The sequence below is a fragment of the Streptomyces sp. NPDC021115 genome (genome assembly GCF_044333065.1).
Taxonomy (GTDB): domain Bacteria; phylum Actinomycetota; class Actinomycetes; order Streptomycetales; family Streptomycetaceae; genus Streptomyces.
This window is the reverse complement of sequence record NZ_JBIRQF010000020.1, coordinates 140,118-156,711: the sequence shown is the minus strand read 5'-3', so window position 1 is coordinate 156,711 and position 16,594 is coordinate 140,118. Positions and strand designations below refer to the sequence as shown.

The window sequence follows — 16,594 nt, the reverse complement described above, 5'->3', positions numbered from 1 at the left end:
CCGACTGCACCGCCTGCATCGTCAGCACGGGAACGAAGGTTGCGACAGGGCGAAGGCTCTACGGCGATGCGAGGCATGGCAGGGCCTCGTACCACCGCGGCAGGCGACACTACTTTCCGAAGCTGACCCGCTCGCTGTCGAGCAGGGCCGTGTGCGTCGCCGCGGTGATGATGAACAAGATCAGCACGAGACCCACGGCTGGGTGGTCACCGTCGCCCAGAGCCACGGCGACCCCGAGCACGACCAGCTCCGCAGCGATGTAGACCGCCGGCACCACGGGCTTCACGACACCCTTGACCGCGGCAGCGACGAGGGGAACGGCGCCCGCGAAGCCAAGGCTCACAATGGGCAGCAGGGTCCACAGGACCTGTGCGGCCCTTGTGTTGAACATCTTCGGCCGGCCAGCGGGCGGCATGGGGCCCGTGAGGTAGGGGCTCGGGCTTGGCTGGTACGGGTTACTCATGGATTCTCCCCCAAGGTTGTGGTGATGGGCATTTCACCGCATGTGGACAGCTGTGGGTGGGGGTGTGACGGCTCTGATACCTGGCGTTCGAGCCACCGGTCACCACTTATGGGGCCGTCCGGGGGGCGGCGGGTAGTAGCGGGTGTGGCCCCGGCGACAAGTCGGTGTCGCCGGGCCGATCAGGTACGGCCTGTGCTTCCGACCCTGCTCAAGGCCGTACGAGACTCTTCCGGGAAGCCCTACGCCTCTTCCGCGGAGATGGCCGACCGCGTCGCGTAACGGATGCGCATCGCGTCGCTGGCCGCAGGGCCTGCGGTGAAGACGTAGGCGGCGCTGTCGTCGAGTCGGCGGCCGGTCTTGGCGTCGACGACGACGGGTTCGACTTCCTCGCCGCTGTGCGCGTCGACGAGGATCATGCTGCGCTCCGCCTGCGTGAGACGGGAGTTGCCCCACGCGGCCAGGGCGACGATCACCGGGCGTAGGGAGCGCCCGAGATCGGTCAGAACGTACTCGTGCCGGACGGGACTGGCCTGGTAGGGCCGACGCTCCAGCAGACCATCCGCGACCAGGGTCTTCAACCGGGTGGTGAGCATGCTGGAGGAGATGCCCAGGCTCTCCTGGAACTGGTCGAAGCGGGTGTACCCGTCGAAGGCGTCATGGAGGATCAGCAGCGTCCACCACTCGCCGACCTGCTGCACCGTTGTGGACAGCGGGCACTCCCGGTCCTCCAGCCTGATCCGGCTTGCCACAGCGGCCATCCCCTCAGTTACTGCTAAAGTCGAAGTTAGTGGCTTCTATTTTAGCAGTCGAGACGGGAGCGGCGCCTCGTGTGCCCGCGCCCGGAAACGGAACACACCGTGACCACATCCATCAGTGAATCCCTTGAAGGGCGGCGCGCTCTGGTCACCGGCGGCACCAAGGGCACCGGAGCCGCCATCGCCCGACGCCTGGCCCAAGCCGGTGCGACGGTGCTCGTCACAGCCCGCAGCCGCCCCGACGACGTCGGGGAGAAGACCTTCATCGCCGCCGACCTGAGTTTGGTCGAAGGCGCCGCCCGCGTGGCCGCCGAGGTGGATGCCCGCGCGGGAGGCGTCGACATCCTGGTCAACACCCTCGGCGGTTCCGAGGCGCCGGCCGGAGGGTTCGCGGCGCTGAGCGAGGACGACTGGGCCAGGGAGCTGAACACGAATCTGCTGGCCGCCGTCCGCCTGGACCGGGCCCTCCTCCCGTACATGATCGCCAAGGGCAGGGGCGCGATCGTGCACGTCACCTCGATCCAGCGCCGCATGCCACTGTGGAACGGAACCCTGGCCTACGCCGCCGCCAAAGCCGCCCTGACGACGTACAGCAAAGGACTGGCCAACGAGGTCGCTCCCCACGGCGTTCGCGTCAACACCGTCTCACCCGGCTTCATCCAGACCTCGGCCGCCGACGACCTCGTCTCCCGGATCGCCCACGACGCCGGCATCACCCAGGAAGCGGCGCTGAGCCGGCTCATGGACTCCCTGGGAGGCATCCCGCTCGGCCGCCCCAACCAGCCCGAGGAAGTCGCCGAACTCGTCGCCTTCCTCGTGTCCGACCGCGCCTCGGCCATCGTCGGCGCCGAACACGTCATCGACGGCGGCACCACGCCCACCGTCTGAACCCGCCACCACCATCAGGAGCATCATGCACGACAACCAGCCCCGGACCATCACCCCGGACGCCCTGCCCGAGGTGATCACCCGCTACCTCAAAGCGCACCGCGCCCGCGACTCCGCCACCGCGGTCACGGCGTTCACCGACGACGCCACAGTGATCGACGACGGCAACACCTATCAGGGCACCCCCGCGATCGAGCGGTGGCTGGGCCGATCCGCCACCGAGTTCAGCTACACCATCCACCTCACCGGCACCCAGCAGATCGACCCGGCCCACTACATCGCCACACACCACCTCGAAGGCAACTTCCCCGGCGGCACCATCGATCTGCGCTATCAGTTCACGCTCCGCGACGACCTCATCGAACACCTCGTCATCGAACCCTGAGTCCGTTCCCACACCACGTGTTGCCGCCTACGAGAGAAGCTCCGCTCACCCCGGACCGCGCCGTCCCAGCCCTCGCGCCCGACCTGCCACCCGCGGATCAGCACGTGCACGCCGAGGAATCAAGGCGAGCAACTCCTGGGCCATCCTCAGCGCAGGGTGGGGAGATTCAAGGTTCTGTCAGCGATCTCGTGAACTTCGAGGTCAAGCGGCTGCATCGGGTGTACTTATCGGCCGAGGACGTGTTCTTTGCTGGGACTGCCGATGTGAGGGTGGAGCGTGTAGAGGCGCTCCTGGACGGGACGATGGTGCAGCTGTCCAGCACACGCTCGTCGAGATCGTGTCCCGCCGGTCCTTCTGCGATACCCGAACCTGCCCGCGCAGGACGTTCGTTGAGCAGATCGACGGTGTGAGCGAGCCCCTACCAGCGAGCCAGCTCCAGCCTGCGAACCGTGCTGCGTTCTGTCGCGGCCGAACTGGGCGGACGGCCTGGAGCTCCAGCAGGCCGGATGCGGCTTCTTGGGCACCGGCCCGCTCCGGCCACGCCGGACCGGGCCCCACGCGTGCTCGGCGTGGACGAGTTCGCCTTCCGCCGCGGCCGCCGCTTCGGAGTGCCGGGTCGTGACGCTGGCCGCGCGCGGGTACACGGATCGAGAGATAAGCGGCCGAATTCATGTCACCATCAGCACGGTCGAGCAGCATCTCACTCACATCTATCGCAAGCTGAACTTAGCCCGCCGTACGGAATTGCCTTCCAAGGTTATCGAGTATCGGATCCCGACTCTTCCGGACCAGACGCCCGGGACTGTCCGGCGCTGGCTGCGGACACGGCATATGTACCCAGCACCACCGCGGCGGTGAGTTCGTTGGAGCACTCGGTGGAGACGACGGGCCCGGAATGCATGTTGCCGAGTCAAGTGCACAGTCGTCAATTTTGAATTTACGCGGACGCAACTGAACTGAAGCGTCAATCCATAACTGGACTGCCGCAAAGCTCCGTGCAGCGCCCTCAGGCGAGTCCGCGCAGCGTGTCGTCGTCCGTACTGCCGGGCTCGGGGAGTAGACGTACAGCACATGTCCTTCGGGGCCGGCGAGCGCGAAGGTTTCGAAGTCGAGGCGGAGGACGCCTACGCCGTCGACGTTCAGCCGCTTTTCGCCCGTCGCGCGGGCGTAGACGTCATGGGAGTCCCACAGTGTTCGGAAGGTGTCACTGCGTTCGCGCAGGCCGGCCACGAAGTCATCCAGTTCGCCGTGGCGCGCGGCCGCGGTGGCGCGCAGGCCGGCGACGGCCTGCAGGGTGATGTCCTCCCAGTCGGGATAGATATCTCGCGCCCGTGGATCGAGGAAGGTGAATTCGATCAGGTTATGGCCCGGGCTCCATGCCGGGTTGACCCGCGCGGCGCGTGGGGTGGCGGCGAGTACGTCGCGGTTCGGGCCGACGATGAACGCGGGCAGGTCGGCCCATCGTTCGAGCAGATGCAGCACACCCGGGCGCACGGCATGCGGAGTGTCCGCGTTACCGACCGGGGGCAGTGACGGCATCGCCAGCGACCACAGATAGGCCCGCTCGGTGTCGTCCAGGCGCAGTACGCGGGCCAGTGCTTGAAGGATCTCGCGGGAGGGGTGCCGGTCGCGTCCCTGCTCGATCCGGGCGTAGTAGGAGGGGCTGAGTCCGGCGAGCAGCGCCAGCTCTTCGCGGCGCAGTCCCTTGACGCGGCGCCGGGTGTTGTCCACGACGCCGGCGGAGGCGGCGTCAATCTTCTCCCTGCGGCTGCGCAGGAAGGAGCCGAGCCGGTTGTCGTCAGGTGCCATCACGACGACTTTACCGCAGGTCAGCAGCGGCGCTCGTCGGCCGCCGAGCATGAAGCAGGCCCTGGGAGAGCCATCCTCAAGGGGGTGTGGCACACCTGCGGACCTCCTGGTGAGCTCGGAGACATGCCGAACGAGATCAACGCGAACAAAACCAGCCGAACCAATACATCGCCGGTGTGGCTGATCACCGGATGCTCCAGTGGCCTGGGCCGCGCCCTGGCCGAGCACGCCCTGGGGCGTGGCGACCGGGTGGCCGTCACGGCCCGCAACCGCCAGGCGGTGGCCGACCTCGCCGCAGACCATGGCGACCGTGCGCTGGCCCTGGAGCTGGATGTCACCGATCCCGGCTCGGTCACCGCCGCCGTCCAGGCGTGCGAAGCGGAATTCGGGCACATCGACATCCTGGTCAACAACGCCGGATAACGGCTATCTGGCCGCCATCGAGGAGGGCGAGGACGCTGCGGTCCGCGCTCTGTACGACACCAACGTGCACGGCGTGGTGACGGTCCTCAAGGCGGTGCTGCCCGGCATGCGGGCCCGTCGCTCCGGCCGGATCGTCAACGTCTCGTCCTTCGGCGGACTGGCCGCCTTCGCCGCGACCGGCTACTACCACGCCACGAAGTTCGCGCTGGAGGGGCTGTCCGAGTCGCTGGCCGCGGAGGTCGCCCCGCTCGGCATCGCCGTGACGATCGTCGAGCCCGGTGGTCTGCGCACTCAATGGGCGGGCGCGTCGATGCGGCAGTCCCCGGTGCGCTGGGACGACTACGAGCAGAGCGCGGGCAAGCGCCGTGACTCCACACTGGCCGTATCCGGCCGCCAGCCCGGCGATCCGGGACGGGCCGCCGTGGCGATCGCCACGGCCGTGGACGCCGACACTCCGCCGCTGCGACTGCTGCTCGGCTCCGACGCGCTCGCCGGAGCACGCGCCCGCCTGGACCGGACGCGCCGCGAAATCGACGCCAACGAAGCACTGACCAAGAGCGCGGACCTGGAGGAGGTGTGAGCGGCATGGGCGCGTTCATCGTCATCGGTGCCGGACCCGGCCTCGGTGCCGCGGCAGCCCGCCACCTCGGAAAGGAAGGCCATCCGGTCGGGCTGATCGCGCGCAGCGCCGAAAGTCTTCGGGCGATTTCCGCCGGTCTGACGGCCGAGGGTCTGACCACAGCGGCAGAAGCCGCGGACGTCGCCGAAGAGCGGGCGCTGGCCGACGCGATCGGCCGGCTGCGGGAACAGCTCGGCCCGATCGAGGTAGTGCTGTTCGGCCCGCGCCCGAGCCTCGCGTGGATCAAGCCGGTGCTCGACACTGAGCCCGCTGACATCGGGAGTGCGCTGGACTTGAGCGTCGTCGCGGCCGCGACAGCGCCTGGCGCCCCATCTCCTACGGGACGGATCTGATCGACCTGAGCTCGACGGAGGCCGCTTCACACCCGTGCCCGAATACGCCCGGCCCGTCTGGGAGCGGTGGTTCGCCGGACCGCCGGACACCTCGGGCTCCTGGGCCGGCCTCGGCACCAGGCTCGGTAGGGCGGGGTCGGAGGACGGTGCTCCGCGCAGGGCGCGGCGCGGTCACCGGTGAGGGCTGAGTGAGTGGTTGAGTACCTTGGAAGGCCAGGTCAGAGGGGGTGCTTGAAGCGGGGCGGGAGCTGCCGTTCCGAGAGAGCGTCACGGTGATGGAAGTTCTTTCGGAGTTCGGCGGTCTGCGGATGTCGAGAACGTGCCACCGGCTCCGTCCCAGGGACATCAGCGGCCACCACCGGCCGCACGAGGAAGAAGGAGAATCGAGCATGGCGATCCAGCGGATGGACAACGTCGGCATCGTCGTCGAGGACATGGATGCCGCCATCGCGTTCTTCGTGGAACTCGGTATGGAGCTGGAGGGCAGGGCGGAGGTCGAGGGCCTCTTCGCCGACCAGTGCACCGGACTCGACGGCGTCCGCTGTGACATCGCGATGATCCGGACCCCGGACGGTCACAGCCGGCTCGAGCTGGCGAAGTACCGCAGCCCCGCGGCGATCAGCGCCGGGCCGCGCAACCGGCCGCACAACATTCTGGGCACGCACCGCGTCATGTTCGCCGTCGACGACATCGAGGACACCGTTGCCCGCCTGCGCCCTCACGGCGCCGAACTCGTCGGCGAGATCGCCCGGTTCGAGGACAGCTATCTGCTCTGCTACCTCCGCGGCCCGGAGGGCATCATCGTCGGACTGGCCGAGCAACTGCGCTGAGTGTTTGCTGAGCTTGTTCTGTGCTCCGATCAAAGAGGAACTTGATCAGAACGAAGGCGTGGGGATGAGCCCGCTGCATCACGATGTGCGACGGGAAGCGATCGCGGTGGCGTCACACTTCCGGGACGACTTCTTCGACTGCGGACCGCTTGTTCTGTCACGTCTACAGCCGTAAGTGATGTGGCATACGCCACCGGATTCGTGCGGGTGTGACGTGTGGGGGACGTGTGGCGCAGTCGGAGTGGGCGGCTGGTTATCGGCGAGTCGGATCCGCAGGTTCTCCGTGCCTGTGGATCTCTTTCTCCGGTACGGGCGGAGAGCCCTGCCCGTACCGGAGTCCGCGCCGGTCCCGGACCGCGGCTGTGGTCCCGGTCGCCTCACTACAAGAGATCACTGACGAAGGAAGCGTGCTGTATGAGCTACAACGCCCAGATCGAGACCCGCGAGATATCCGACGCCGACCTGGACGGCGTTGCCGCCGGCGCGGCCGGTCTGGCCCTGCAGGGCGGCTACCCGGGTCACCTGGAGGGCATCGGCGGCGCCGAGCTGGCCGGCCACAGCGTCACCGTGGACGGTACGGCGAACCTGCAGAGCGGCCAGGCAGGCCTCAACGTCACCGCCGTCTGATCAGCCGTAACGGCTGAGCATCCTCGATGCCTGAACCCCCTCGGCCGCACTGTCGCCGAGGGGGTTTCGTCATACGCGGGCGCCTCGCGGGGCCTCGAACGATGTCCCAAACGTGATCGCTCGTACGGGGATTCCAGGGACGTGAACACGGCCTCCGTCTGAGCCTGTGCTCCGACCAAAGACGCACTTGATCAGCACGAAGGCCGTGGGGGGATGAGTCCGCTGCACCACGATGTCCGGCGGGAAGCGTTCGCGGTGGCGTCACACTTCCGGGACGACTTCTTCGACTGTCTGACCGCTCGCGGGTACACGCTGTTCGAGCTGACCGACGCGTTGTTGTGCGCGGACGGGCCGGTGACCATGTACGACGCGCTGAACAGTGGGAACGTCGATGTGCCGCGGCTGCGGCAGGTGCTGGCCGGGCTGCCGCAGCCCGAGGCCGCTGACGGGCGCCTGGTCCTGGCGGTGGACGTCACTCACTGGCTCCGGCCAGATGCGCCGACCAGTGCGGACCGCTTGTTCTGTGTCACGTCTATGGCCGTAGCGGGCGCTCGTCGGATCAGTTCGTGCCCGGCTGGCCCTACTCGTTCGTCGCCGCTCTGGAGTCGGGTCGGACCTCGTGGTGCCAGATCCTGGACGTGCTGCGGCTGGGGCCGGCCGACGATGTCTCCGAGGTCACCCGGCACAAGTCCGCAACGCGGTCGAGGACCTTATCGACGGATGCGCACACGACCGAGTGATGCGCAAGCCGGTCCCGGTGCCGTGGATCTCACCGCCACAGGGCGGGCGCCCACCGAAGCACGGCAAGGAGTTCCGCTTCGCCGACACCTGGGGCGAGCCCGATGCCGCGACCGTGCAGGTCACCGACCGCTATGGCACCGTTCGCGCGATGGCCTGGGACCGCATCCATCCTCGTCTGACACCCGCTCCCCATGGATCGACCACACCGGCGAACTCCTCGCAATCGAGGGGAGGTTGATCCGTTTGGAGGTCGACCGCCTGCCCGGCGGCCACCATCCACTCCCAGTCTGGCTGTGGTCGTCGGCCACCGGCCTGTCGGGCGAGGAGGTCGACCTGCGCCGGCAGGCGTTCCTGCGAAGATTCGATCTTGAGCACACCTTCAGGATGACCAAGCAGAGTCCAGCCCGTGCGCCGAAACCCAACCGGCCCGGCCCCGGCAGGCCGCTCGGCTCGAAGAACCGGCATCTCGCCACCCGCTACGACGTGGGTAAAACGACCAGGCGGCTCGAGACCATCGCCGAACGTGACCACGTCAGACCATAAAGATCAAGCTGAGTACCTGTGTCAGAACCTCGTAACGCGTGCCTGGCATCCAGCGCGGTGGCGGCCCGCCCTCGGCGGCCCCGGCGACGGCCGAGGCGAGGTAGGAGGCGATAAGCGCCAGGGTGGCCTACGGAAGGAGATTGCGCGCCATCCGGTCGGGTTCAGGTACTTTCGCTAGAGATTCGGCGGCGATTACAACCTCCCGACCCTCATGACCCGTCAAGACGTACGTACCAACTCACTTCGATACTCCGGAGGTTGGAGATGCGACGTTTGGGAACCGCGATCGCGGCGATCGTGCTGGCGGGCGCCGGGCTGGCGGGCACGGCGGGGGCGGCCCAGGCCGCGACCACGACGGGCACGGCGGCGGCGTGCGCGACCGGCTGGGGCAGCGGCGAGAAGACGGAGTCGTTCAGCAGCGCGAAGCCGCTGGTCAACATCAGAACCGGTCAGCACGAGTGCTACGACCGCATGGTCTTCGACATCAAGGGCGCGGCGGCCGCCGACAAGGCGTTCGTCTGGGCCGGTTACGTCGACGCCATGCAGCAGAACGGCTCCGGTGACCCGATCCCGGTCAACGGCGGCGCGATCCTGGAGATCCACGTGGGCGCGGCCAGCTACTCGCAGAGCGGGGGTACGACGTACCCCGGCAAGGTCGGCCAGCAGCTCCCGGGGGTGGACGTGTCGGGTTACAAGACCTTCCAGGACACCCGCTTCGGCAGCAGCTTCGAGGGCGAGACCCAGGTCGGGGTGGGGGTGCGGGCGCGGCTGCCGTTCCGCGTCCTGCAGCAGGACGGCAAGGTGATCGTGGACGTGGCCCACTCCTGGAACGCCGCGAGCTGAGCCCGAACACCGTGACGGCCCGCGGCGGCGGGCCGTCACGGCCGGGCATGAACGAGCCGGGCCACGAGGCGGCGCCGCCCGCGGGCGGCGCCGCCTCGTGCATCACACGCCTGGCGGGTGGTCAGCGCAGCCGGGCGTCGACCGCCGCCGGGTCGAAGAGGGCGTCGGCGACCGTGCGGACCGTGCCGGTGACGCCCGCGAGGGTGCCCTCCAAACCGTCCCTGACCTGGGAATTTCAGTGGGTTGAGAAACAGCTTCTCACAGGCCGAAGGCGCCGCCCTCGATGAGGATGAGCAGGCCGATGGCGATCAGGACCAGGGGCAACAGGATGTGGCCCCAGCGAGCGAGGACCTTGGCGATGACCGGCCGGGTGGCGAAGAACCGGCCCGCGAAGCACCACACCGCCACCAGCACGAGGAACACCACGGCGTACACGCTCATCCCGCCGATGCCCGCGGTGGCGAAGACGGGCACGTAGACGCCGATGTTGTCGCCGCCGTTGGCGAAGGTGACCGTGGCGACCTCCAGCGGGCCCGGCCCGCCCTCCTCGGCCCGTGCCTCCTCCTGGTCCCCGCTGCCCTCGCGGTGGTTCTTCCACGCCTGACAGGCGGCCTTGAGGCCCAGCGCGAGCGGCAGCAAACCGAGGTAGGGGATGACGGCCTCGGGCAGAAACGTGGCGCCGAACGCGGAGGCCACCGCCACGGCGAGGATCGCCGCAAAGCCCAGATACTGGCCGACCACGATGCGGCGGGTGGAGCCGCGATGCCCGGCACTCTGAGCGAAGAACAGCGCCAGGACCAGGATGTCGTCGATGTTGGTGACCGCGAACAGCCCGGTTGCCTGCCCGATGATGCCCAGGTTCACGAGTCGGTGCTCTCCTCTTGATGTGGGTGTGTCGGTGACGCTACCCGGGAGCCCGTACCGGCTGATCCGCCGTCTCAGGTGAGGTTCCGCGACGCGATCAGCCGGTTGGTGAGTTCTACCGTGGCCAGGTACCACCAGAAGATCCAGTCGAGGAACGCTTCGTCGTACTCGCCGCGCTGGTCGGCCCGGCGGTGGCGCAGGTCGAACCGGTTGGCGATCTCGAACAGGGTGCCTTCGTCCTTCCCGAGGTGCTCCTTGATCAAGGCTGCTCCGCCCCAGATGAACGTTTTGAACCAGGGCAAAAAGCTCTGGCTGCTCGAGGGCTCCGACCTCCCTACCGGGGCATCCGCTGCGCTTCTGGAAGGTCGCCGCGTTCATGCAGGACGGAGATCTCGCGGCCACCGCCTACGTACTCGACCAGGGCCCCGACCTCACCAAAGACGCCGCCGCCCAAGCCATGGCGGATGCCGCGCGAGCAGGAGATCCTCCCCCGCTCGGCGCCTTCCGCACCTTCCAGGTACCTGTGGCCGACATCGCTAACCTCACCGGCCTGGACCTGGGCCCACTGCCGGTCGCTGACCGGCTCCCCACCGGAAGTCGGGCAGCACAGCGCTGGACCCTCCTGGAGTCCTACGACGGCATCACGATGCCCACCTCATAGAAGGGCACACGAGGGCACGACCCAGCTGTGGACACCGCCATTGGCGGGCGAACAGGTTTTTGACGTGGCCCCGGGAGCGGTTCCGGCGCGTTGCCCCGACAGGCGTAACGCGGCGTGATCAAATCCGTACATCACGTTCGTACAGTGACCTCATGTGGCGCCTTCCGCAAGCCGGTACCCTCGCCGTCCTCAAGCTCCCGGCCACCCTGCTGCTGGCCACCATCGCACTGGTGGGCATCGGCACGCTCCTGTCCGCGGGTGGTCTGACCGTGCTGACGGTGCACCCCACACAGACCGTCACCCCGACCCCCACCGACACAGGCACCACCACCTCCGGCCCGCCGACCTCACCACCCGCCACACCGCCGACCTCACCCGTCACGTCCCCGCCCACCACGCCGCAGACCAGCTCCGCCCCGCAGTCCGCGCCCGCCACTTCCGCCCCCGCGTCGGGCCCACTGGCCCAGGGCGCACAGGAGGTCATGGCCAATTCGGGAGCGCTGCTCACCTCCTGGATCGGACTGATCAGCCAAGTGCTCGGGCTGCTGACGGCGATGATCGGCTTGGCCACCGCGGGCCGTCGTCCGGCCGCCGAGCCCGCCGGCGACGGTAGGTCCGAGCCGCCCAACGACAGGCGACCTCGTAACCGCTGATCGCCGTGAGGCCGACGCCAGCGCTCATGAACGCACCGGTCGCTCCTGCATTGCTGGAGTTTTGCGGACTGCTGGTTGAGTGCGGGGCGTGCGCCTTGATCTCCCGGGCGGTCTTCAGCGCCTCCTCGAACTGCGGGCGGACCTTGATTCCGGGTGCTGATCTTCTCGCTGAGGATCTTGTCTCTGCTGATGCCGTGCTTTCCGGGCGCGTCCAGCTGCGAGTCGAGCTCCTGGATGAGGTGCGAGCAACGGCCATAGCCGATACGGATGTCCGCGCTCGGCAGACTGGGATCGATGGCTGCGGGCACCGACTTGCCGGGCCGCCAGGGCTGCCCCGGCCCTCGATTGGCCGGGGTCGGCACCCGCAGCTCCTTCGCCAGCGGCTTCGGACTCAAGCCCAGCGGACGATTCTTGAGGGGCCGTCGTGGACCCAGGTCTTCGCACAACGCACGTCGCAGAACCCCCCTGCCACCTTTGAGCGCGAACGGGTTCTGAGAGTCGATCCGCTTCTCAGTGATCTTCGTCCGGCCCGCTTGAGCGGCGTGGTGAGTTCTGTTCTCACCGCGCCGGGCCGGTCTCTGGTCTTGTGGTGCGGGCGGCGTGGGCGTAGCGGACGGCGAGGTCCCCGAATGCGGTGGCCAGTTGGGGTGGGCCGATGACTTCGATATCGGTGTCGAAGCGGCCGATGGCGGCGGCGAGTCCGGTCCATGACCAGGAGCCGAGGATGAGCCGGCAGTGACGGGAGCCGAGTTCCTCAACGATTCCGTCCTGGGCGAAGGGCGCGACATCGGCGGCCGGGAGGCGGAGGATGACTTCGCCTTGGCAGGGCCAGTCGGTGGTGGTGCCGTCGTTGCCGCGGGTCGGTGACATCAGCAGGGGCTGGCTTGCCGTTCGAATCGGTGACTGCGGTCACGGCCAGGCCGGCGGTTGTGACCAGCTTCGCGAAGTGGTCCCGGGGGTACCAATGCATGCAGGGGCGCTTGGGGATGGGCACCTTCCATGGAACTCAGGGGCTGGGTGAGACTGCGGATCGTCGATAGGATGCGGCGGTGGGTTGCGGAAACTGGGCGTATGCGTATCGACTTTGATCCCGAGGCCATCGGCCGGATGCCATCCATGGTGTGAGGTCGCCACGCGGTCCCGTTGTCATGGTGGCACGCCAAGGGTTGAGACTGGCATCGGTACTCATTTCAGCTTCTGGAGTCGCCCTCTGGGGCGACCGAGGATCGCAACACAGCACTGCAGGTTGCTGCACTGGCCGGCGTCCTGGGTGGCGGTGTCCTCCGGGGCGGCCGAGAGAGTGGCCGCGACTGAACCTGCGCGCCTGGACGTGCCGGACAACCGCTGCTGGAGTAGAAGCGGCCGATTGCCCAGCCGTCGGCCGGGGTGCGGTGGAAGCGTTCCTTGCCGTTCGTCTCGACGCGGGAGTGACCGTCGATGACGGTGTGGACGTAGGCGGTTCCCAGGAGTGGGCCGCGGTACTTGTTGCGGGTGAAGGGTGTCAATATGCCGACCAGGCTGCCGAGCTGGGCTTTTCCTGTGGATGGTGAGGCAGTCGGAGTGGCGTGGTGTGGTACTCGTTGAGTAGTCCGCCAAGTACTTGTCGACGCCTGACCGTGGCAGCGGGCAGGGGGATGACGTTCGGGTCGTCGTCTGGTGCTCGTAGATCGAGCACGCGCCGGATTGTGGCGGAGCGGCGACCCGATGACCGAGCCGGCGAGTTCACCCTGGATCCTGACGTACCCCCAGATCGGATTCTCCCTCGCCAGTCGCTGGATGAGCGCGACCGTCTCCTCCGGCAACGGCGGACGGCCGGGTATGACCGGTGCTTGGCGCCACTTCCAGCGCACCAGACGCCGGTGCCAGGTCAGCAGCGTGCCCGGAGTGACCAGCCGGTGGAGGCGTAAGACGGGTGGCAGGTGCCGGGCGAGGGCGGAGAGCACGGCACGATCGGCCCACGACAATCGCGGCGATCGACCTGTCGGCGCGGGACGGCGACCTCATGACGCAGCGCCAGGATCTCGGCGTTGTTTGCGGCAGGCGAACGGCACAGCAGGAGGAAGCAGCTCAGACATATTCAAACGATCGCAAAGCCCCTGGTCAGTCGCCGTACGGCAATAACGACACCCTTCACGGGTCTCGCTACTGTCCCGTCTGTCTGGCAGACAGCGGCGGACGCTGGCAGGTGACCTGGCGTCTGGGCTGGTCCTTCGCCTGCACTCGCCATCAGGTGCTGCTGGCCGACCGCTGCCCGGCATGCCACCGGATCCCCCGCGTGCACGCCCACCCCCGACGTGAGACGCCCCGCCCGGGACGGTGCGCGGGCCCCAAGCCCGACGGACCGCGAGGCGGCCGCTGCCACCATCCGCTGGCAGACACCCCGGTCGTGGCCCTTGAGCCCGACGGCGCCGCGATGCGGACCCAGCGCCTCATCGATGACCTCCTCGCGGACGCGGAACACGCGGTTCGCTGGCCGCTGTACGGGATGGGCGGCGCCCCGTTGAGCGTGGTCCTGCGCGATGTGCGCTGCCTGGCTGCGCCACAGAACCGCCGTCGATTCCACCCACGCCCCGAGCAACCAGGACGCCAGGGTCCGACTGCTGCCGACCGCCCTGTGGCCCGAGTGGAGTCTGCGCCTGACACCGTGGCACTCCAGTGGAAAGCCCGTCGCGCGACGCGCGGACGAACTCCTCGCCGTCGCTTGCCTCCTGGCCGGAAGCAACACACCGATCCACGCCGCCACCCGCCTGACCTGCACCACGGTCAGCGGCCACAACGTATCGACACTGCTCGCGGAACTCACCCATGGCCATGCCGGTGCCAAAGGCGCGGTGGGCGCCGATGCGGTCACTGACGGCCCCGGCGGACAGCAGCAGCGCGGCGAACATCAGCGTGTAGCTGTCCAGCACCCACTGGAGCCCGGTCATCCCGCCGCCGAAGTCGTCGCGGATGGCGGGCAGGGCGACGTTGACGACCGTGGTGTCCAGAGTGATGACGAAGAAGCCCAGCACGGCGGCAGCGAGCGCGGCGGTGTCTGCGCCGCGCGAACCGGCGACGTCACCAGTGGCGGACGGCGACGCGGCAAGGGAGACGGACATGACGGGTGATCTCCTGGAACACGGGAGCAGGGGAAGGAATCGCGCCGCGATCGGGCCGAGGCCCGACGGCGTGGAAGGTGAGAGCGTCGAATCCATGCCGTCCTGACCTCGGCCGCACGGAACGGCGGCTGATCAGCTCGTGGTGTATCCGCCGTCGACGGGCAGCGCGACGCCGACGACGAGGCTCGCGGCGGGGCTGCACAGCCACAGGACGGCGGCGGCGATCTCGTCGGCCCGGCCCAGTCGCCCGATCGGCTGCTGCTTCATGATCTCGGCCATGGCCTCGGCCTGGCCTTCGAGCATGTCGGCGACCATCGGGGTGTCGATCACGCCGGGGCACACCGCGTTGATGCGGATGCGCTTGGGGGCGTACTCGACGGCGGCGCTCTTGGTCAGGCCGATCACGCCGTGCTTGGAGGCGTGGTACGCGGCACGCTCCGGCAGGCCCACCAGGCCGCCCAGCGAGGAGCAGTTGACGATGGCGCCGCCGCTGTCCTGCCGCCGCATCTGGCGCAGTTCGTGCTTCTGGGCGGCCCAGACGCCGCGCAGGTTGACGGCGTTGACGTGGTCGAAGTTCTCGGCCGTCTCGTCGGCCGCGTCACTGGGTGGGACCTGCACGCCGGCGTTGTTGAACGCCATGTCGAGGCGGCCGTACGTCGCGACCGCGCGGTCGACCATCGCGGCTGCCTGGTCCTCGTCCGTGACGTCGCAGGCCACACCGATCGCCTGGTGACCGGCCGCGGTCAGCTCCTCGGCCGCGCGCTGGACGGCCTTCTCGTCGATGTCGGCGAGGACGACGGAGGCGCCGGCCTCGGCGAAGGCCCGGGCGGTGGCCAGGCCCATGCCGGAGGCCGCTCCGGTGACGAGGGCCACCTGCTGCTCGAAGTTGTACGCCGGGTTCATGAGGATGTGGTTCCAATCGTGGGCCGGGGTGAGTGCCGACCGGGCTGGGCTCGGCGGGATCTCGCCCCTGCGGTGTGGGGGGACGGTCGGTGTGTCATGGCCGTAGCAGTGTCTTGATGGCGCGGCGCTCGTCCATGGCGCGGTAGCCCTCGGCGGCCTGGTCCAGGGGCAGGGTCAGGTCGAAGACCTTGCCGGGCTCGATTCGGCCGTTCAGGACGCGGTCGATGAGGTCGGGCAGGAAGTGGCGTACCGGGGCGGGGCCGCCGCGCAGGGCGACGTGGGAGAAGAAGAGTTCCTGGCCGTCGAGGGCCACGTCGTGCGGGACGCCGACGAAGCCGACGTTGCCGCCGGGGCGGGTGGCCTGGACGGCCTGCCGCATCGACTCCTGGGTGCCGACGCACTCCAGGACGGAGTCGGCGCCGATGCCGCCGGTGAGTTCCTTGATGCGGGCGACGCCCGCTTCGCCGCGTTCGGCGACGATGTCGGTGGCGCCGAACTCGGTCGCCAGCTGCTGCCGGGCGGCGTGGCGGCTCATGGCGACGATCCGCTCGGCGCCGAGTTCGCGGGCGGCGATGACGCCGGACAGGCCGACCGCGCCGTCGCCGACCACGACCACCGTGGAGCCGGGCTTGACCTCGGCGGCGACGGCCGCGTACCAGCCGGTGCCCATGACGTCGGAGAGGGTGAGCAGGCTCGGCACGAACTTGTCGTCGGGCTGCCCGTCGAGGGCGACCAGGGTGCCGTCGGCGAGCGGGATGCGGATGTGCTCGGCCTGGCAGCCGCCGACGAACTCCTTGTGCGGGCAGGAGGTTTGATAGCCGGCGCGGCAGATCGGGCAGGTGTTGTCGGAGGCGAAGAAGGAGCCGATGACGAACTGCCCCGGCTTGATGTCCTTCACCTCGGCGCCGGTCTCCTCGACGAGGCCGACGTACTCGTGGCCGATCGGCGTGGGCTGGGCGACGTCGTTGATGCCGCGGTAGTCCCACAAGTCCGAGCCGCACACACAGGCGGCGACGGTCCGGATCACCGCGTCGGTGGGGGCGAGGATCTTCGGTTCGGGGAGGTTCTCCACCCGGATGTCACCGGGGGCGTGGATCACGGTTGCGCGCATGACTCATTCCAGAGTGAGGTGGAGG

17 protein-coding genes and 6 pseudogenes are annotated in these 16,594 nt (G+C 68.7%); 13 read left to right on the top strand and 10 right to left on the bottom strand.

Features of this window, described 5'->3' with window-relative positions:
• Window positions 1-109: 109 nt before the first annotated feature.
• Both ACH4TL_RS38160 and ACH4TL_RS38155 read right to left on the bottom strand, forming a co-directional pair.
• Window positions 110-463 carry a hypothetical protein gene (locus tag ACH4TL_RS38160; RefSeq protein WP_398327722.1) on the bottom strand — a complete coding sequence of 118 codons (354 nt, stop codon included), beginning with the start codon at window positions 461-463 and terminating at the stop codon, window positions 110-112.
• A gap of 239 nt (window positions 464-702) precedes the next feature.
• Window positions 703-1,221 (bottom strand): winged helix-turn-helix transcriptional regulator, encoded by a 519-nt coding sequence (locus ACH4TL_RS38155; RefSeq protein WP_398327719.1) that lies wholly within the window; start codon window positions 1,219-1,221, stop codon window positions 703-705.
• Window positions 1,222-1,320: 99 nt separating this feature from the next.
• Here ACH4TL_RS38155 and ACH4TL_RS38150 point away from each other — a divergent pair, with 99 nt between their 5' ends.
• The 3 genes and pseudogenes from ACH4TL_RS38150 to ACH4TL_RS38140 form a co-directional block, all read left to right on the top strand.
• Window positions 1,321-2,106 carry an SDR family oxidoreductase gene (locus tag ACH4TL_RS38150; RefSeq protein ID WP_398327716.1) on the top strand — a complete coding sequence of 262 codons (786 nt, stop codon included), beginning with the start codon at window positions 1,321-1,323 and terminating at the stop codon, window positions 2,104-2,106.
• 25 nt (window positions 2,107-2,131) lie between these two features.
• Window positions 2,132-2,491 (top strand): nuclear transport factor 2 family protein, encoded by a 360-nt coding sequence (locus tag ACH4TL_RS38145; protein ID WP_398327713.1) that lies wholly within the window; start codon window positions 2,132-2,134, stop codon window positions 2,489-2,491.
• Window positions 2,492-3,109: 618 nt separating this feature from the next.
• A pseudogene (locus tag ACH4TL_RS38140) lies at window positions 3,110-3,178 on the top strand (hypothetical protein); the annotation flags it as partial.
• A gap of 39 nt (window positions 3,179-3,217) precedes the next feature.
• Here the strand turns inward: ACH4TL_RS38140 and ACH4TL_RS38135 are convergent.
• Complete coding sequence (locus ACH4TL_RS38135) at window positions 3,218-4,300, bottom strand: helix-turn-helix domain-containing protein (protein WP_398327710.1); 1,083 nt, start codon at window positions 4,298-4,300, stop codon at window positions 3,218-3,220.
• Window positions 4,301-4,423: 123 nt separating this feature from the next.
• Between ACH4TL_RS38135 and ACH4TL_RS38130 the strand changes: the two genes are divergently transcribed.
• The 7 genes and pseudogenes from ACH4TL_RS38130 (at window position 4,424) to ACH4TL_RS38100 (ending at window position 9,279) form a co-directional block, all read left to right on the top strand.
• The gene (locus ACH4TL_RS38130) at window positions 4,424-4,723 is read left to right on the top strand and encodes an SDR family NAD(P)-dependent oxidoreductase (protein WP_398327707.1); all 300 of its coding nucleotides are present in this window, start codon (window positions 4,424-4,426) and stop codon (window positions 4,721-4,723) included.
• A 64-nt stretch (window positions 4,724-4,787) separates the two neighbouring features.
• Entirely contained in the window at window positions 4,788-5,303 is a 516-nt protein-coding gene (locus tag ACH4TL_RS38125) for an SDR family NAD(P)-dependent oxidoreductase (RefSeq protein WP_398327704.1), read from the top strand.
• Window positions 5,304-5,308: 5 nt separating this feature from the next.
• Window positions 5,309-5,695 carry an SDR family NAD(P)-dependent oxidoreductase gene (locus ACH4TL_RS38120; protein WP_398327701.1) on the top strand — a complete coding sequence of 129 codons (387 nt, stop codon included), beginning with the start codon at window positions 5,309-5,311 and terminating at the stop codon, window positions 5,693-5,695.
• Between the two features lie 389 nt (window positions 5,696-6,084).
• Complete coding sequence (locus tag ACH4TL_RS38115; RefSeq protein ID WP_398327698.1) at window positions 6,085-6,525, top strand: VOC family protein; 441 nt, start codon at window positions 6,085-6,087, stop codon at window positions 6,523-6,525.
• A 414-nt stretch (window positions 6,526-6,939) separates the two neighbouring features.
• Entirely contained in the window at window positions 6,940-7,152 is a 213-nt protein-coding gene (locus ACH4TL_RS38110) for a type A2 lantipeptide (RefSeq protein WP_398327695.1), read from the top strand.
• A gap of 213 nt (window positions 7,153-7,365) precedes the next feature.
• A pseudogene (locus ACH4TL_RS38105) lies at window positions 7,366-8,436 on the top strand (transposase).
• 264 nt (window positions 8,437-8,700) lie between these two features.
• Window positions 8,701-9,279, top strand: coding sequence for a hypothetical protein (locus ACH4TL_RS38100; RefSeq protein WP_398327692.1), 579 nt, complete (start codon window positions 8,701-8,703; stop codon window positions 9,277-9,279).
• 258 nt (window positions 9,280-9,537) lie between these two features.
• Here the strand turns inward: ACH4TL_RS38100 and ACH4TL_RS38095 are convergent, their stop codons facing one another.
• Window positions 9,538-10,143, bottom strand: coding sequence for a cadmium resistance transporter (locus ACH4TL_RS38095; RefSeq protein WP_398327689.1), 606 nt, complete (start codon window positions 10,141-10,143; stop codon window positions 9,538-9,540).
• 74 nt (window positions 10,144-10,217) lie between these two features.
• Window positions 10,218-10,409 (bottom strand): annotated as a pseudogene (locus tag ACH4TL_RS38090) (hypothetical protein); the annotation flags it as partial.
• 110 nt (window positions 10,410-10,519) lie between these two features.
• Here ACH4TL_RS38090 and ACH4TL_RS38085 point away from each other — a divergent pair.
• Window positions 10,520-10,804 (top strand): hypothetical protein, encoded by a 285-nt coding sequence (locus tag ACH4TL_RS38085; RefSeq protein WP_398327686.1) that lies wholly within the window; start codon window positions 10,520-10,522, stop codon window positions 10,802-10,804.
• A gap of 152 nt (window positions 10,805-10,956) precedes the next feature.
• A complete protein-coding gene (locus tag ACH4TL_RS38080; RefSeq protein WP_398327683.1) occupies window positions 10,957-11,457 on the top strand; it encodes a hypothetical protein in 501 nt (166 codons plus the stop codon).
• Between the two features lie 558 nt (window positions 11,458-12,015).
• Here ACH4TL_RS38080 and ACH4TL_RS38075 read toward each other — a convergent pair.
• Both ACH4TL_RS38075 and ACH4TL_RS38070 read right to left on the bottom strand, forming a co-directional pair.
• A pseudogene (locus ACH4TL_RS38075) lies at window positions 12,016-12,318 on the bottom strand (transcriptional regulator); the annotation flags it as partial.
• A 640-nt stretch (window positions 12,319-12,958) separates the two neighbouring features.
• Window positions 12,959-13,528: pseudogene (locus ACH4TL_RS38070) on the bottom strand (hypothetical protein).
• Here ACH4TL_RS38070 and ACH4TL_RS38065 point away from each other — a divergent pair.
• Window positions 13,460-13,639 (top strand): annotated as a pseudogene (locus ACH4TL_RS38065) (hypothetical protein); the annotation flags it as partial. The pseudogenes ACH4TL_RS38070 and ACH4TL_RS38065 sit on opposite strands and share 69 nt — an antisense overlap.
• 247 nt (window positions 13,640-13,886) lie before the next feature.
• On the opposite strand, the gene ACH4TL_RS38060 reads toward ACH4TL_RS38065, so the two are convergent.
• The 3 genes from ACH4TL_RS38060 to ACH4TL_RS38050 all read right to left on the bottom strand — a co-directional run bounded on the left by ACH4TL_RS38060 (window position 13,887) and on the right by ACH4TL_RS38050 (window position 16,569).
• The gene (locus ACH4TL_RS38060) at window positions 13,887-14,555 is read right to left on the bottom strand and encodes a hypothetical protein (RefSeq protein ID WP_398327766.1); all 669 of its coding nucleotides are present in this window, start codon (window positions 14,553-14,555) and stop codon (window positions 13,887-13,889) included.
• A 132-nt stretch (window positions 14,556-14,687) separates the two neighbouring features.
• Complete coding sequence (locus ACH4TL_RS38055; RefSeq protein ID WP_398327680.1) at window positions 14,688-15,458, bottom strand: glucose 1-dehydrogenase; 771 nt, start codon at window positions 15,456-15,458, stop codon at window positions 14,688-14,690.
• A 94-nt stretch (window positions 15,459-15,552) separates the two neighbouring features.
• A complete protein-coding gene (locus tag ACH4TL_RS38050; RefSeq protein WP_398327677.1) occupies window positions 15,553-16,569 on the bottom strand; it encodes a zinc-dependent alcohol dehydrogenase family protein in 1,017 nt (338 codons plus the stop codon).
• Between the last annotated feature and the right edge of the window lie 25 nt (window positions 16,570-16,594).